Genomic DNA, 15327 nt, shown 5'->3' on the forward strand with positions numbered 1-15327 from the left:
CCGAGAACGAGAGCCGGATCCTCGTCCACGACGCGCACAGCGCCAGCCCGACCACCGCCTTCGCACTCTCCCGCCTCGCCGACCCCGACACCCTGCACAACACCCCCATCGGGGTACTGCGCAGCGTGGAGCGGCCGGTCTACGACACGATGATGTCCGACCAACTCGACACCGCCATCGAGCAGAACGGCAAGGGCGACCTCGCCGCCCTCCTCACCGGCAACGACACCTGGACCGTCGCCAAGGGGAACGGATGAGGGCGGGTGGGGCCTATGCCCCACCCGCCCTTCCTTGTTCTCAGACCGCCGGCGGTTCCGGGGCTTCCCCCGTCACCTGGATGTCGGCGACGTTGTCGTAGAACGACAGATACCTCTTGATGTCCAGGACCGACTGGAGCGGCTCCTGATACGACCAGGCCACGTCCGTCCGTACCGCCGCGTCCGCCCCGGTGTTCCCGCCGTGGAAAGACCAGTACGAGGCCTCGCCCTTGTAGGGACACGTGGTGTGGGTGTCGGTCGGCTCGAAGAGCGTCAGGTTCACGTCCTCGGCCGGAAGGTAGTAACGGACCGGCAGGCCGGTCTCGTACACCAGGACGGGGCGGCTCGACGAGGAGACCAGCTGTCCGTCTATCTCGACCCTGATGTGCTGTGTGCTGGGGACCGCAGTCACACGGTGGTCCGGGTCCGGGTGGGTGTTGGGCACGGGGGACTCCTTCTCGGGCGGGCGGCCGTCAGCCGGCGGCGGTGATGGCCTGGTACTCCTCGTCGGACAGTTCGATCAGCGCGCTCGCGGTGTTCTCCTCCACGTGGGCCACCGACGAGGTGCCGGGGATCGGGAGCAGTGCCGGGGAGTGGCGCAGCAGCCAGGCCAGCGCGAGCTGTGCCGGAGTGGCGTCGTGGTCCTTGAGCACGGACTGCAGCGGGCTGCCGGGCTCCGCGAGCTGCCCCATGGCGATGGGGAACCAGGGGATGAAGGCGAGGCCCTGTTGCTCGGCGTAGCGCAGGACGTCCTCGGACTTGCGCTCGGCCAGGTTGTAGAGGTTCTGCACCGAGACGATCTCGGCGACGGCGCGGGCCTTCTCGAGCTCCTCGACCGTTACCTCGGACAGGCCGAGGTGGCGGATCTTGCCCTCCTGCTGCAGGGCGGCGAGCTCGCCCACCTGGTCCTCCAGCGGGAGCGCGGGGTCGATCCGGTGCAGCTGGAGCAAGCCGATGGTCTCCACGCCGAGGTGGCGGAGGTTCAGCTCCACCTGCTGGCGGAGGTATTCCGGGCGGCCGACCGGGCGCCAGTCGTCGGGTCCTGGCCGGGAGAGGCCCACCTTGGTGGCGATGACCAGGTCGTCCGTGTAGGGGTGGAGGGCCCTCTTGATCAGCTGGTCGCTGATGAAGGGGCCGTAGGAGTCGGCCGTGTCGATGAAGTTCACCCCGAGTTCCACGGCGCGGCGCAGTACGCGGACCGCCTCGTCGGGGTCGGCCGGCTCGCCCCAGATGCCGGGGCCGGTGAGCCGCATGGCGCCGTAGCCGAGCCGGTTGACGGTGAGATCCCCGCCGATCCGGAAGGTGCCCGCCGCGGCGGCGGGCTGCGTCGTGAGGTGTGTGGTCATTGCGTGAGCCTTTCGGAGAGCCATCATTGCTATACGGCGTTCACAATATATATGGCGTGAAAAATATGGGCGGAGCGTTCATGATTCAACGCTGCTAAGATGTCGAGCATGGGAGAGGTGACTCAAAGCCGGAGGATGCGTCTACGCGAGGCCACAACTGCGGAGATCAAGGCCACCGCGCTCAAGCACATGGCATCGAGCGGCACCGCCGCGATCTCGTTGCGGGCGATCGCCCGTGACATGGGGATGACGGCCGGTGCCATTTACAGCTACTTCGACACGCGCGACAACCTCGTCAGCGTGCTGATCGCCGATGTCTACAACGCCCTCGCCGGCACGCTGGAGGCGGCCCGCGACAGTCGTCCGCACGACGATCCGGCCGCCCAGATCCTGGCGTACGGCCAGGCGTACCGGGACTGGGCGGTCGCCAACCCGGAGGAGTTCCGGCTGGTGTACGGCGATCCCGTGCCCGACTACCAGCCGCCCGAGGGCGGCGTGGCGGCGGAGGCCGAGCACCGTGCCTGCGCGGTGCTGACTGGCATTGTGGCGGCGGCCTGGCCGAAGGCGCAGCACCTGCACATCGGCAGCGACCACACCTGGTCCGACTTCGACCCGGGGTTCGCGGGCCTGATCCGTGAGTCCTTCCCCGATCTTCCACCGGCGGCCGTGGCCCTGTCGCTGAGGGTCTGGGGCCGTATGCACGGCCTGGTGTCCCTGGAGGTCTACGGCCACCTGCGGCCCCAGGTCTCGGACCCCGCGAAGCTGTACCGGGCGGAGATGATGGACCTCTCCAAGTCCCTGGGGCATGTGCTGGTGGACGAGGCTCATTAGGCCCCGGCTCCGCCGTGCAGTTCCGCATAGGTCCGCTCGGCCAGCCACTGGCGGCTGATCTTGGCGTACGCGGGTCGGGGCTCGGTGCCTGAGGGCGAGCCGGATTCCGCGTAGAGCTGCCGCCAGAGGTCGGCGAGCCGGTGCCCGGCCGTCGTGCAGTACACCTCTGCGAGCTGCCCGCCCTCGGCCGGATCGCCGGCCACGCCCTGCCCGGCCGCCCTGGCCAGGACCGCGCACACCGCGAACAGTTCGGCCGCGATGCGGCCGAGGAGGATCACGGTGTGCTCCTCCTCGAAGAGACGGTCCTGGTCCGGGAAGCGGCGGACCAGCTCACGGCACTTCTCGTGGAAGCGCTGCACCTGCTGCTTCGCGGACCCGAGGTGGGTGCGGTTGGCGGGGGACAGCCCGGCCTCGGCCGGGTGTTCCGCGCCGAGGCCCTGGCCGGGTTCGCCCACGGCGCCGGAGTAGTGGCGGGCCAGCAGCTTGCGGCCCGCCTGGCTGTCGAGCTGGAAGTCGACATTGCCGGCGATCCGCAGTCCGCGCGCATCGCGCAGCCTGCGCTCCAACGGCACGGGCGGCGCGCCTCGCCGGAGCTTGCTCGGTACGGTCTCGATGCCCTCGCCTCCGTACAGCGACACCGTCCGGTCGACGATCCGCCAACTGGCGCGCACCGCGAGGTTCTTGGCGGCGAGCCGTTCGAACCATCGGTCGGCCGGGCCGGAGTCCAGCAGACTCCACCGGATGACGCTCTCCACCGCGTACACCTCGGCGAGCGTGTCGCCGAGTATCCGCTGGATCGCGTCGTACTCGCCCAGGCCGCGGCCGTTGATACTGCGCCGCGCGATGAACTCGCCGGACCACTGCAGGCAGAGCTTCGAAATCGCCACGGCCGGCGCGGCGGTGAAGTACAGCTGGCCGATCAGGACCGCCGAGGCCATCAGGTCCGGGAACCGCGGATCCTCGGGTTCGCTCCGTACGATGTACTCGGCGGGGACCCGCACCTCGTCGAGGCGCAGCGCCCCGTTGGGGAGTCCCCTGCTGCCGGTGAACTCGATGCGGGAGGTCACCTCGAAGCCGGCGGCGGAGGTGTCCACGAAGCAGATACACAACCGCCTGCCGTCCGGGCCGTGCTCGGTGGCCGCCACGGGCAGCAGGTCCGCCACTGGGCCGTGGCCGGTGAAGACCTTCTCGCCCCGGAGTACGTAGCAGGCGCCGTCCTCTGACCTGGTCGCCGTCGTCCCTGGCCAGGCGTTGTTCTGCCCGGCGGGCTCGGTGAGGCCGAAGCCGGAGATGGCTCCCTCCTGGAGCCGCGTGGTCACGAAATCCGCCAGCGGCCCCGGGGGCAGCGCGGGGAGCAGGGCCGGGGCGCCGACGCCGGCCTGGATGGCCAGCATCTGTCCCGCGGGCATGCACCAACTCGCGGCGCGCTCCACGGCGCGGAAGGCGTCGTACGCGGACAGCTCGAGGCCGCCGACCTCCGCGCCGAGACACAGCTTGAGGTAGCCGCTCTCGCGCAGGTCCCGCAGGAATCCGGCCGGCAGTTCACCGGTCAGGTCCACGTCGTCAGGGTCCAGGCGGGCGCGGAGGAAAGCCTCCAGCCCGGCCACGGTGGCGTCGCCCGCGGCATGCTCCTGCGCGCTCTGCCGGGGGAAGGGGTGGAACAGCCCCCACTCGAGCCGCCCGGAGTCCAGGGCGTCGAGAAAGCTCGGGGCGGGCCGCTGCCCGCATTCGTATGTCCGTGAACTCATGGCACGAGCTCCACGGGCACATCGAGCAGCACGGTGTGCTTGTTGTTGGGGGCCCAGGTCTCGGGGCCGGTCATCCGGATCTCCTCGACCCGGTCCAGCAGTGCCTCCAGGGCCAGCCGGATCTCGAGGCGCCCGAACGCGTCACCGAGGCAGTAGTGGACGCCGTGCCCGAAGGACAGATGTGGGTTCGGGTCGCGGTGGATGTCGAAGCGGGAAGCGTGCGGGAACACGGACTCGTCCCGGTTGGCGGCGGGCCACCACAGCGTCACCTTCTCGCCGGCCCGCATCCGCACGCGGTGCAGTTCGACGTCCTGGGTGAGCGTGCGCCGGTTGTACGGGTTGGCCGGGAGCCAGCGCAGCACCTCCTCCACCGCAGTCGGCAGCAGGGACCGGTCCTTGCGCAACTCCCGCCACTGCTCCGGGTGCTGGGCGAAGGCGAGCAGTCCCCCGGCGATGGTGTTCCGCGGCTGCTCGAAGCCGCTCACCAGCATGACGCTGGCGTTCGCCTCGCGCTCGACCTCGGAGAGCGGCGGCTGGCCCGAGCCCTCGGGCAGCTCTCCGACCGCCAGCACGGTGCCGAGGTCGTCGGCCGGGTTCAGGCGCTTGGCGGCGAGCAGGGTGGTGAAGTACCCCCGCAGGTCGGTGTAGGTCTGCTTGGACTGTTCGTCGACCTTGCCGGTCCGGCGGTGGGTGAAGCCCAGGACGGCGTGCACCCAGGCGGTCAGCTGCTCCCAGTCCTCCGGCCCGACGCCGAGCAGCATCGCCACGGAACGCAGCGAGAACGGCTCGGAGTAGTCGTCGACGAGATTGCAGGTGCCACGGGCGACCGCCGCGTCCGCGAGCTCCACTGCGGTGGCTCGAAGGGTCGGCTCCAGCTTGGCCACTGCGTCGGCGACGGCGGGGCCGAGCAGATGCTTGAACACGTCGTGCCGCGGGTTGTCCATCATGGCCAGGACGGTGCCGGTGAGACCGCCGCCGTAGGGGAGGTCCTCCAGGTGGGAGCCGCCGCCGGCCCGCCCCCCGCCGCCCTGCGAGGAGAAGACGGGGTCGACCGAGGCGGCCGCGACATCGGCGTGCCGGGTCAGCACCCAGAAACCCTCGCCGTCGGGCAGGGTGCCCGCCGGGTGGCGGAGCACCGGTGCCTCACGGCGCAGCCGGGCGAAGAGTTCGTAAGGAATTCCCTCGGCGAACCGGGACTGATCCGTCAGATCGAAGCCGTCCAGGACCGGGGGAAAATCCTGTCCCGTGCCCGAATGTTTTTCGGTACCCATATCAACCTCACGGTAGCGAGTGCATAATGTGGCGCCCGGACGGAAATGCCATTCCGGGAGTGCCAGGGAGGGCCCGTTTTTCGCGGAACGGGCCGCGCGGGCTCGAAGCTATCGGGGCTGCTCCTCGTGGCCAACCCCAGTCGTTGATGTAGGGGTTTCCGCCTGCGGCTCAGGGGTTGGCGGTAGGGGTGGCTGGTCAGTAATTTGCGTCGAAGGAAAGTGGCTCTCAACCAATAAATGGGATGTGAGTAATGACCGAGGCGCCAACCGTAAAGCTTCCAGACGTCACCACATATAATCCGGAAGTCGCGCGGCAGACGCTGCCGTTCGATCCGTTCGACCCCGATTTCCACGCGGATCCCTATCCGCACTACAACGAGATCAGGGAACAGTCCGGCTCGGCATTCCGGACCGCCGAGGGAGTCGTCGCCGTATTCGGCTACGAGGAAGCCTCGTCGGTGATGAAGGACCCCCGCTTCGGCTGGGGTGTCAATCCGATGGTGGCGGATCAGTTCGTGGAGAACCCCACCAGTGGTGAGTCCGGGCGGATCCTGATGTTCATGGACCCGCCGGACCACACCCGCATACGCGGGCTGGTCTCCAAGGCGTTCACGCCGAAGATGATCGCGCAGCTCCGCCCCAAGGCGGCGCGGTACGCCGAGGAGCTTCTGGCCAAGGCGCTCGCGGACAGTCCGGACGGCCGGGTCGACCTGCAGGATGTGCTGTCCCGACCGCTGCCGGCCCTGGTGCTGAGCGACATGATGGACATCCCGTCCCGGTACCACCCGCTGTTCTTCGCCAACACCATGGAGAGCGGCCGGGGTCTGGACCCGGGGTTCACCCTCACCGACGAGCAGAAGGCGGGGCGCAACGCCGCCCGCGACGTCTTCATCGATGCCGGTGTCGAGCTGGTCGCGGCCCGTCGTGCGAACCCGGGCGACGACCTGATCAGTGAACTGGTCAAGGCGGAGCAGGAGGGCGACCGGCTCACCGAGTGGGAGCTCGCCATGCTCCTGATGAACCTGCTCGCCGCGGGCTTCGGCGCCACAGCCGCCATGATCGGCAACGAGGTGTACAACCTGCTGTCCCATCCGGAGCAGGTCGACTGGCTGCGGTCGCACCCGGACCAAATGCCCGCGGCGGTCGAGGAACTGCTGCGGTACGACAGCACGCTGGCGATGGTGACCCGTACGGCGCTGGAGGACGCCGATGTGGCGGGCATTCCGGTGAGCAAGGGCGAGTACGTCGTCGTCATGATGGGGGCCGCCAATCGCGACCCTGCCAGCTTCCCGGACGGGGACAAGCTGGACATCACCCGCCCGTCGACCCGGAACCTCGGGTTCGGCCACGGCATTCACTTCTGTGTCGCCGCGCCGGTTGCCCGGATGATCGCCCAGGAGGCGCTCGGCGCCCTGATCAAGCACGATGTGCGGCTTGCCGAGGAGGGTCCGGAGCGCTGGCCCGGCACCTCCCTGCGCGTGATCGGGAAGCTGCCGGTCGTTCTCGGTCCCGTCCTGGGGCCCTGATCCCGCTCTGTCGCACACGTCTCTGTCGCACGCGTCGCTGGTCGGCCCTGGTCGGTGTCCACCGCCCGGGGCCGACCTGTTCCCGGGCATGCCTGTTCTCCGGGCACGCTTGACACTCTACGCCGTGCCACTATTATCCTCGGTGGTAAGTCTGAACACTGCTTAGTATTCGAACGGCATGCACCAGCCGGTCGCCGGCGCGCTGTCTCCGCTCCTCTTACTCCCTCCTCCCCCTCTCCTCGTCTCCCTGAAAGGGTCCGATCCAGTGGATGGTTCCGTTAGCCAGTCGCACCAGCGAGCCGGCCTCAGGCTTGCGCTGCTGGCGTTGGCCCAGTTCATCATCGCGATCGACTACAACATCGTCTTCGTGGCGCTGCCCGACATCGGCGACGCTCTGGGCTTCTCGCCCCAGACCCTGCAGTGGGTCGTGAGCTCGTACGCCGTTGCCTTCGGTGGCTTCCTGCTCTTCGGCGGCCGCGCGGCCGACAGGCTCGGCGCGCGCCGGATGTTCGTCATCGCCCTCGTCCTGTTCGGTGTCTCTGCGCTGGTCGGCGGCCTGGCCAACTCGCCCGAGGTACTGGTCCTCGCCCGTGCGGTGCAGGGTCTGGGTGGCGCGCTGCTGTTCCCGTCGACGCTGACGCTGATCGTCACCAGCTTCGCCGAGGGGCGCGAGCGTAACCGGGCGCTGGCAGTCTGGGGTTCCACCGGAAGCGGTGGCCTGGCCGCCGGCGCGCTGCTCGGCGGTGTGCTCACCGGCAGCCTCGGTTGGGCCTGGGTGTTCTTCGCGATGGTTCCTCTGGTCGTCATCGCGCTGATCGGTGCGCCCCTGCTGCTCACTCCCGATGCTCCCCGCTCGGGTGACCGTGGGGGCTTCGACATTCCGGGTGCACTCGTGGTCACGGTCGGTGCCACTCTGGTTGTCTTCGGCCTGGTCAGTGGGCCCGAGGCGGGCTGGACCGCTCCGCGGGCGCTCGGTTCGCTGGTCGTCGGTGCCCTGCTGATCGCCTCGTTCTTCCTGATCGAGGCGAAGACGAGCGCCCCGCTGGCCCCGCTGCGGATGTTCGGCAACCGCAGCCTCATCACCTCGATGCTGGTCGCGTTCCTGCACATGAGCGCGCTGAGCGGCGGCTACTACCTCTTCACCACGTACATCCAGAACATCCTGGGATACGACGCGCTGCAGGCCGGCCTCGCCTTCCTGCCGCTGGGTCTGCTTGCGATGATCGCCGGCGGCAAGGTCGCGGCCTCGATGCTGAACAAGAGCGGCCTGCGTACGACCCTGTTCATCGGCATGCTCGTCTACGGCATCGGCATGGCCGCGATGGCTGCCGGAATGTCGACCGGCGGCACGTACTGGTCGGTCCTGCCCGGCGTGGCCATCTACGGATTCGGTGGCGGCCTCGCCTTCACCACGATCTTCGCCACTGCCGGTTCCGGTGTGGACGCGAGTGAGCAGGGCGTCGCCTCCGCGCTGGCCTCCACGGCGCAGCAGATCGGCGCTGCCGTGGGCCTCGCTGCCCTCATCGTCATCGCCAACTCCGGCCTTGACGTGAGCGCGGGCGCCGCGGCTCCGGCGGTCGCCGATGTGGTCGCCGGACTGCGCGCCGCCGGCTGGGTGGCCGCCGGGGCAGCGGTGCTGGGCGCGCTGGTCGCGCTCAACCTCAAGAAGGCTCCCTCCTCGACCGCCGTCGCGGCCGACGAGGGGCGTGAGGTGACGGTCTCCAGCTGACGCGGAGACTGCGCCACGGGGCCTGTTCACCAGGCCTCGCCACGCACTCGGGACCTGTGGCCGGGAAACCCCCGTAACTGGCCACAGGTCCCGACCCATATGTGCTGCCCCCATATGTGAAGGCAGCAAATATGCCGGTGCCCCGGACCCCTGCTCAGGCAGGGGTCCGGGGCACCGGCGCGTTCGGCGGCCGGAGGATCAGCTGCGGACCGCCAGAGACACGGCGAAACGGCCGGCCCGGTCGGTCCACCAGTGCCGCAGTTCCAGCCCGGCGGCGGCCAGTTCGGCGCGTATGCCCTCCTGCCGGAACTTCGCCGAGATCTCGGTACGGATGTACTCGCCGGCCGCGAAGTGCACCGCGAGACCGAGCGACGGGATCTTGGCGGTCAGCTCCTCGCGTGCCCGCAGCCGCATCTCGATCCACTCGCGCTCCGCGTCCCAGACCGCCACGTGGTCGAAGGCGGCGGGGTCGAAGTCCGCGTTCAGCTCCCGGTTGAGCACACTGAGGACGTTCTTGTTGAACTCCGCTGTGACGCCCGCCGCATCATCGTACGCGGCGACGAGTTCCCGTTCGCCCTTCACCAGGTCGGTACCCAGGAGGAACGCGTCGCCGGGCGAGAGCAGGCCTGCCACACCGGAGAGAAACTCGGCGCGCTCGGCGGGAAGAAGATTGCCGATCGTGCTGCCGAGGAAGGCGACGAGCCGTGGCCCGGGCGCGGAGGGGAGCTGAAGGCCGTGCTGGAAGTCGGCGACGAGGGCGTGCACGTCGAGGCCCGGATGGTCCACCAGAAGTTCGCGGCCGGCCTGTTCGAGCGCGCTCGGGCTCACGTCGACCGCGACGTACGTGCGCAGGCCGGCCAGCGCGTCGATCAGATGCCGGGTCTTCTCGGAGGAGCCGGAGCCGAGCTCCACCAGGGTGCGGGCTCCGGTCGCCGCCGCGATGTCCGAGGCCCGGTCGAGGAGGATCTCGCGCTCGGCGCGGGTCGGGTAGTACTCCGGCAGCCTGGTGATCTCCTCGAAAATTTCGCTGCCGCGCGCGTCGTAGAGCCACTTGGGCGGCAGGTGCTTGGGGCCCCCGCCCAGGCCTTTGGTGACATCGGCGCGCAGGGCGTCGTCGCCGACGTCGGCGGGCAGGGTGCGGGTGAGGGTGAACGAGCTCACGGACAAGGCTCCTTGAGTGGGTCACAAGGGCAGTGGGGTCACAAGGGCATCGGTACGGGTGGCGAAGAGCTGGGATCGGTCGGGAACCTCGGTCCACAGCGGGGAGTCGTCGTACGGTTCCGACGCGACCGTGACCCCTGACCCGGGGTGCTCGCGGGGTCTTCGGCCGCGTACCAGCCGACGCCGAAACCGTCGGCGTTCACCGTTCCATGCCGCTGGTGCCTCGGCGCCCACGACTGGCGAAGCGGACCGTGATCCGGGCCACCAGCAGATCGCCGACACGCATTGAAGGCTCCACACAGGCCATTTGACGGCACATCAGGAGTCCTCCGCGTCACGGGCGGTACGGAATCCGGAGAAGATCTGGCGGCGGATGGGCAGGTCCCAGTTGCGGAAGGTGCCGCGGCAAGCGACCGGATCGACCGCGAAGGAGCCTCCGCGCAGCACCTTGTGGTCACTGCCGAAGAAGACCTCCGAGTACTCCCGGTAGGGGAAGGCGGCGAATCCGGGATACGGCAGGAAGTCGCTCGCCGTCCACTCCCACACATCTCCGATCAGCTGCCGCACCCCGAGGGGCGAGGCACCCTCGGGGTAGCTGCCCACCGGCGCCGGCCGCAGATGGCGCTGGCCGAGGTTGGCGTGGACGGGGGTGGGGTCGGTGTCGCCCCAGGGATGGCGCAGGGACCGGCCGGTCGCCGGGTCGTGCCGGGCGGCCTTCTCCCACTCGGTCTCCGTTGGCAGCCGCCGCCCGGCCCAGCGAGCGTACGCATCCGCTTCGTACCAGCTCACGTGCAGCACCGGTTCGTCGGTGGGTACAGGCTCCATGACCCCGAAGCGACGGTGCAGCCACACTCCGCCGTCCTGTGTCCAGAACAGCGGTGCGTGCAGCCCGTGTTGCTGGACGTGTGACCACCCGGCCCGGGACCACCAGCGCCGGTCCCGGTAGCCGCCGTCCTCGATGAAGCGGGTGTAGGCGGCGTTGCTGACCGGGGTGGTGTCGATGAAGAAGGCCGGTACGGAGCGTTCATGAGCGGGCCGCTCATTGTCCAGGGACCATGGCTCGGCCGAGGTGCCCATGGTGAACGGGCCACTGCGGACCAGGACTTCCGGCGGCAGCGATGATGCGTCGGCGGGGGCCGGTGGCGGGGCGGCGGCAGTCAGCACCGCGGGCCCGCGGCGCAGTTGGTGTGTGATCAGCATGGTCTCGTCATGCTGCTGTTCGTGCTGGGCGATCATGCCGAACACGAATCCGGCGTCGGCGAGCTGCCCCCCACCCTCCATCGATGTCCCCGTCAGTACGTCCAGGACGCGCGCCCGGACGTCGGCGACATAGGTGCGTGCCTCGGCGGGCGGCAGCAGTGGCAGGGCGGGGCGTTCGGCCCTGGGATGCTCGAACGCGTCGTAGACCTTGTCGATGTCGGGGCGCAGCGGCTCGCGCCCGCCCAGGGTGCGCAGCAGCCACTGCTCCTCCTGGTTGCCGATGTGCGCCAGATCCCACACCAGGGGCGACATCAGAGGCGAGTGCTGGGCTGTGAGTTCGGGGTCCCCCACACAGGACGTGAGGACGTCGGTGCGGTCGCGCGCTGCCGTCAGGGCCGCTGCGGCACGCAGGCGCAGGACCTCGGGGTCGGCGGGCGCGGCAGCTCCGGCCGGCTCATGGGCGGTCATGAACTACTGTCCTTCCCTGACAGGGGTACGGGTAGAGATGCGAGAACGTCGTCGGCGGGGCAACGGCCCCTGGACACATAGCGCTCGTGGAAGCGGGCGACGGCCGACTGGACCGAAGGGGCCGCACCGGACCCGGCCAGTGACTCCAGCGCCGCGGTGAAGCAGATGTCGGCCGCGGCCTGCAGCCGGGGCGCGGCCAGGCCGTAACGTGCGGCATTGCGCCACAGTGGACTGCGGGGTGCGCGACCGTCGTTCTCGTCACCGGAGAGCTGTGCAACCGCGTAGTAGGCACGCTCGGCGGCCTCCGGATCGTCGAAGAGGGCGCTGGTGACGGCGAGCGGCACGATCCAGCCCTCTTCGCCGGGCTGCGCGTCGATCATGCGCAGCTCCAGATGGCCGCGCGGGCGAACCGGAGGAAAGAGGGTGGTGAGGTGGTAGGCGAGGTCGTCCGCGGTGACGGCCCTCGGCCCCTTGCCGCGGACCCAGTCCCGGAAGGTGAGCCCCACTGGGACATCCCACGGGCCCTCGTCCGTCCTGAGGCACAGCACGGGCGCGTCCAGGGCGTACCCGGCCCAGGCGGACCGCGGGTCGGCGTGTCCGGCCGGCGCGAGGGCGCGGCCGGGGTCGAGTGCGGTCCAGACAGCCTGGCGGGTGGACTTCCAGCCGGTGGGAGAGCCTTGACGCAGCGGGGAGTTGGCGAAGGCCGCTACGAGAACCGGCCCCAGGAGATGAGCCAGTCGCCAGCGGTTCGCGTGGCCGAGCGGGCCGGGCTCCTCATGGCCTGCGTCGACGCAGACCTGGACGGAGGCGGTGCTGCACATCATGGCGCGCCCCTCCGGTCCGAACCGGTCGAAGTACGACTCCATGGCGGTGTAGCGGGGCGCGTCGAGCAGTCGGCGCGGAGCGTGCCACGGATCGTGCCCATGGCCGGCGAGGGAGAGCGCGTGGGGCTTCAAGGAGCCCTGCACCAGAGCGAGATCGGCCCTCATCACCGCCACGCCGTCGGAGAGTGAGTCCGCCGGGGGAGAACTGAGTTCGAGCTGGCCGCCGGGCTCGACGGTGAGGGCCGACCGCAGGGGAAGGGCGCGGACCGCGGTGAGCGCGGCCGTGATCCGCTCGGGCCGGAGCGGGGCGGCGGGATCGTGCAGATCCTGCAGCAGCCATTCGACTTCGACGCCGGTACGCCGCGGCGGACCGGTCTTGAAACAGATTCCGCGAATGAGGTCCTCGGCCTCGGCCTCGCCAATGGCTCGGGTACGATCCCGCTCGCCGTCCAGCAGCACGCCCGGGTCCTTTCGCGTGTGTGATCGATTCACCTGTCACCCAACTCCCCTGCGCCCTCCGACTCAAGGTTCCCGAGGCCGGATAGGGGGGAGGTAGGGGTAGGAACAGGGGTGGGGGAGCAGCGTGCGTTCAGCTCGGGTCGGCCGTATTTCCTAGGGGTTTCCGGCCACAGTGCGTCTGCGTACGCTCCGGTCGTGGCTATTTCGAATGAAGCGAGTGAGGCGAGTTCCTGGATTCGGCGCTTTACGCCGCTGCCGGACAGCGATGCGCGAGTGGTCTGCTTTCCTCACGCGGGCGGGGCGGCGAGTTCTTTTGTGCCGCTGTCGCGCGCACTCGCTCCCGGAGCCGAGGTGCTGGCCGTGCAGTATCCGGGCCGCCAGGACCGGCGCCAGGAACCCTTCGCCGAGAGCCTGACGGAACTGGCGGACGCCGTCTTCGACGTGCTCCGTGCCGAATTGTCCGGCAGCTATGCCTTCTTCGGGCACAGCCTGGGCGCCGTCCTCGCCTTCGAGGTGGCCCGCCGTTTCGAGGAGGCTGCGCCCGGCGACGGGCCCGTGGCGCTCTTCCTCTCCGCGCGCCGCGCGCCTTCCGTTCCGCACCACGACCGGATCCATCTCCGTGACGACGCCACGGTCATCGCCGAGATGCGACGGTTGAGCGGCACGGACCAGAGCATTCTCGGGGACGAGGAATTGATGGCCCTGCTGCTGCCAGTGATTCGCGCCGACTACAAGGCGATCGAAACGCATGTGACGCCCCCGGACGTACAAGTTGCCTGCCCGATCACGGTCCTTGTCGGTGACGCCGACCCGGTCACCACGATCGAGGACGCCTCCGCGTGGCGGGCCCATTCGACGGGCGGAACCGAGGTGCGGGTGTTTCCCGGCGGGCATTTCTATCTGGACGCGCACACGGACGAGGTCGCGGCGGAAATTCGCCGCGCATTCACCGGCCGGACCCATGACACCGCTCTCGCAGAGTCGCCCCGATGAGCACCGCACCACGGCTCCTCGCCATCAGCGACCTGCACATCGGGCATCCGGAGAACCGGGAGATCGTCGAGCGGCTCCGGCCCGCGTCGGACCGGGACTGGCTGCTCCTGGCCGGTGATGTGGGGGAGCGGTTCGAGGAGGTCGAGTGGGCCCTGACCCTTCTGCGGGACCGATTCGCCACCGTGGTGTGGTCCCCAGGCAATCATGAGCTGTGGACACCGCCCGGCGACCCGGTCCAGCTCCGCGGCGAGGCGCGTTACCAGAGGCTGGTGGAGATGTGCCGCCGACAGGACGTCCATACCCCCGAGGACCCCTATCCGGTGTGGGAGGGCGAGCACGGCCCGGTGGTCGTCGCCCCCCTGTTTCTCCTGTACGACTACACGTTCCGGCCCGTCGGCACCTCGACCAAGGAGGCCGCACTGGCCCGCGCGTACGACGCGGGGGTGGTCTGCACCGACGAGGTGCTGCTGCACCCGGACCCGTACCCCAGCCGCGAGGCGTGGTGCCGGGCCAGGCTCGCCCTCACCGAGGCGCGGCTCAGCGCCGTCGACCCGACGCTGCCGACCGTACTGGTCAACCACTATCCGCTGGTGCGCGAACCGACCCGGGTGCTGAGGTACCCGGAGTTCGCCCAGTGGTGCGGCACGGAGCGCACGGCCGACTGGCACCGGCGCTTCCGTGCGGCCGCCGTGGTCTACGGCCATCTGCACATTCCGCGGACGACGTACTACGACGGGGTGCCCTTCGTCGAGGTGTCGGTCGGCTACCCCAGGGAGTGGCGGCAGCGGCCCGGTGATCCCGGACGGCTGCGGGAGATCCTCCCGGCGGCCGCACTTGGGGCGGGCCGCCGGTGATCGAGAGCCTGGTGCCACCGTGGGTCGCCGTCGAGGAGGCGTTCCGCCCCGACCCGGTGCCCGAGCTGTTCCCCGAGGAGCAGGAGATCGTCGCCGACTCGGTCGAGCGGCGCCGGCAGGAGTTCGCGACCGTCCGCGGCTGCGCCCGAAGAGCTCTCGGGAGACTCGATGTCGGGCCCGTCCCCATCCTGACCGGCACGGACGGCGCACCGGTATGGCCGGGCGGCACGGTCGGCAGCATGACGCACTGCGCCGGATACTGCGCGGCGGCGGTCGCCCGTACGACCGAAGTCGCCTCCCTGGGCATCGACGCGGAGCCCGGACTGCCGCTGCCGCACGGGGTGCTCGAGTCGGTCGCGCTCCCCGGGGAGCGGATCCGGCTGGCCGGCCTGGCGGACCGGCAGCCGGACATCTTCTGGGACCGGCTGCTGTTCAGCGCCAAGGAGAGCGTGTACAAGGCCTGGTACCCGCTGACCGGACGCTGGCTGGACTTCCACGAGGCCGACATCGCCATCGACCTACGCACCCGGACCTTCCGCGCCGGCCTCCTGGTGCCCGGCCCCGTCGTGGAAGGACGGCGGATCGAGGCGTTCTCGGGCAACTGGAGGGTCGGCAACGGACTGGTCGTCACGGCGATCACGGTGCCCCGGTGCTAGGTGC

General features: G+C 69.8%; 13 protein-coding genes and 2 pseudogenes. 7 read left to right on the forward strand and 8 right to left on the reverse strand.

The window, feature by feature from the left end:
• Positions 1-257, forward strand: a pseudogene (locus tag J7E87_RS00725) (2-oxoacid:ferredoxin oxidoreductase subunit beta); the annotation flags it as partial.
• Between the two features lie 40 nt (positions 258-297).
• Here J7E87_RS00725 and J7E87_RS00730 read toward each other — a convergent pair.
• A complete protein-coding gene (locus J7E87_RS00730; protein ID WP_215088953.1) occupies positions 298-702 on the reverse strand; it encodes a DUF427 domain-containing protein in 405 nt (134 codons plus the stop codon).
• Positions 703-730: 28 nt separating this feature from the next.
• Positions 731-1603, reverse strand: coding sequence for an aldo/keto reductase (locus tag J7E87_RS00735; protein WP_215088954.1), 873 nt, complete (start codon positions 1601-1603; stop codon positions 731-733).
• Positions 1604-1738: 135 nt separating this feature from the next.
• Between J7E87_RS00735 and J7E87_RS00740 the strand changes: the two genes are divergently transcribed.
• Positions 1739-2434 (forward strand): TetR/AcrR family transcriptional regulator, encoded by a 696-nt coding sequence (locus tag J7E87_RS00740; RefSeq protein ID WP_251016787.1) that lies wholly within the window; start codon positions 1739-1741, stop codon positions 2432-2434.
• Here the strand turns inward: J7E87_RS00740 and J7E87_RS00745 are convergent.
• Both J7E87_RS00745 and J7E87_RS00750 read right to left on the reverse strand, forming a co-directional pair.
• Complete coding sequence (locus tag J7E87_RS00745; RefSeq protein WP_215088956.1) at positions 2431-4182, reverse strand: acyl-CoA dehydrogenase family protein; 1752 nt, start codon at positions 4180-4182, stop codon at positions 2431-2433. The two genes, J7E87_RS00740 and J7E87_RS00745, sit on opposite strands and share 4 nt — an antisense overlap.
• Positions 4179-5453 carry a cytochrome P450 gene (locus J7E87_RS00750; RefSeq protein ID WP_215088957.1) on the reverse strand — a complete coding sequence of 425 codons (1275 nt, stop codon included), beginning with the start codon at positions 5451-5453 and terminating at the stop codon, positions 4179-4181. Before J7E87_RS00750 ends, J7E87_RS00745 begins: the two co-directional genes overlap by 4 nt.
• Positions 5454-5704: 251 nt before the next feature.
• Here J7E87_RS00750 and J7E87_RS00755 point away from each other — a divergent pair, with 251 nt between their 5' ends.
• Together J7E87_RS00755 and J7E87_RS00760 are read left to right on the forward strand one after the other, a co-directional pair.
• Complete coding sequence (locus tag J7E87_RS00755; protein ID WP_215088958.1) at positions 5705-6979, forward strand: cytochrome P450; 1275 nt, start codon at positions 5705-5707, stop codon at positions 6977-6979.
• 265 nt (positions 6980-7244) lie between these two features.
• The gene (locus tag J7E87_RS00760) at positions 7245-8708 is read left to right on the forward strand and encodes an MFS transporter (protein WP_308312795.1); all 1464 of its coding nucleotides are present in this window, start codon (positions 7245-7247) and stop codon (positions 8706-8708) included.
• A gap of 198 nt (positions 8709-8906) precedes the next feature.
• Here J7E87_RS00760 and egtD read toward each other — a convergent pair whose 3' ends face one another.
• From egtD to egtA, 4 genes and pseudogenes are all read right to left on the reverse strand, one after another.
• Entirely contained in the window at positions 8907-9869 is a 963-nt protein-coding gene (gene egtD, locus J7E87_RS00765; protein WP_215088960.1) for an L-histidine N(alpha)-methyltransferase, read from the reverse strand.
• Positions 9870-10024: 155 nt separating this feature from the next.
• Positions 10025-10188, reverse strand: a pseudogene (locus J7E87_RS34680) (class II glutamine amidotransferase); the annotation flags it as partial.
• Complete coding sequence (gene egtB, locus J7E87_RS00770) at positions 10188-11537, reverse strand: ergothioneine biosynthesis protein EgtB (RefSeq protein ID WP_215088961.1); 1350 nt, start codon at positions 11535-11537, stop codon at positions 10188-10190. The pseudogene J7E87_RS34680 and the gene egtB, both read right to left, overlap by 1 nt.
• The gene (gene egtA / locus J7E87_RS00775; protein WP_215089014.1) at positions 11534-12820 is read right to left on the reverse strand and encodes an ergothioneine biosynthesis glutamate--cysteine ligase EgtA; all 1287 of its coding nucleotides are present in this window, start codon (positions 12818-12820) and stop codon (positions 11534-11536) included. Before egtA ends, egtB begins: the two co-directional genes overlap by 4 nt.
• Positions 12821-13015: 195 nt before the next feature.
• Between egtA and J7E87_RS00780 the strand changes: the two genes are divergently transcribed.
• The 3 genes from J7E87_RS00780 to J7E87_RS00790 are packed head-to-tail and all read left to right on the forward strand — an operon-like array spanning position 13016 to position 15323.
• Positions 13016-13813: an alpha/beta fold hydrolase gene (locus J7E87_RS00780; protein WP_308312796.1), complete on the forward strand. Its 798-nt coding sequence runs from the start codon at positions 13016-13018 to the stop codon at positions 13811-13813.
• Positions 13810-14667 (forward strand): metallophosphoesterase, encoded by an 858-nt coding sequence (locus J7E87_RS00785; RefSeq protein ID WP_215088962.1) that lies wholly within the window; start codon positions 13810-13812, stop codon positions 14665-14667. The genes J7E87_RS00780 and J7E87_RS00785 overlap by 4 nt, the downstream gene beginning before the upstream one ends.
• Complete coding sequence (locus J7E87_RS00790; RefSeq protein ID WP_215088963.1) at positions 14664-15323, forward strand: 4'-phosphopantetheinyl transferase superfamily protein; 660 nt, start codon at positions 14664-14666, stop codon at positions 15321-15323. The genes J7E87_RS00785 and J7E87_RS00790 overlap by 4 nt, the downstream gene beginning before the upstream one ends.
• The last annotated feature ends 4 nt before the right edge of the window (positions 15324-15327 follow it).

It is taken from the genome of Streptomyces sp. ISL-1 (assembly GCF_018614585.1).
In the GTDB taxonomy this organism is placed as follows: Bacteria; Actinomycetota; Actinomycetes; order Streptomycetales; family Streptomycetaceae; genus Streptomyces; species Streptomyces maoxianensis.

Bases quoted from the DNA above. Each gene is read 5' to 3' on its own strand.
- J7E87_RS00735 (WP_215088954.1), bottom strand. From the start codon at position 1,603: ATGACCACACACCTCACGACGCAGCCCGCCGCCGCGGCGGGCACCTTC.
- J7E87_RS00740 (WP_251016787.1), top strand. From the start codon at position 1,739: ATGCGTCTACGCGAGGCCACAACTGCGGAGATCAAGGCCACCGCGCTC.
- J7E87_RS00745 (WP_215088956.1), bottom strand. From the start codon at position 4,182: ATGAGTTCACGGACATACGAATGCGGGCAGCGGCCCGCCCCGAGCTTT.
- J7E87_RS00750 (WP_215088957.1), bottom strand. From the start codon at position 5,453: ATGGGTACCGAAAAACATTCGGGCACGGGACAGGATTTTCCCCCGGTC.
- J7E87_RS00755 (WP_215088958.1), top strand. From the start codon at position 5,705: ATGACCGAGGCGCCAACCGTAAAGCTTCCAGACGTCACCACATATAAT.
- egtB (WP_215088961.1), bottom strand. From the start codon at position 11,537: ATGACCGCCCATGAGCCGGCCGGAGCTGCCGCGCCCGCCGACCCCGAG.
- J7E87_RS00785 (WP_215088962.1), top strand. From the start codon at position 13,810: ATGAGCACCGCACCACGGCTCCTCGCCATCAGCGACCTGCACATCGGG.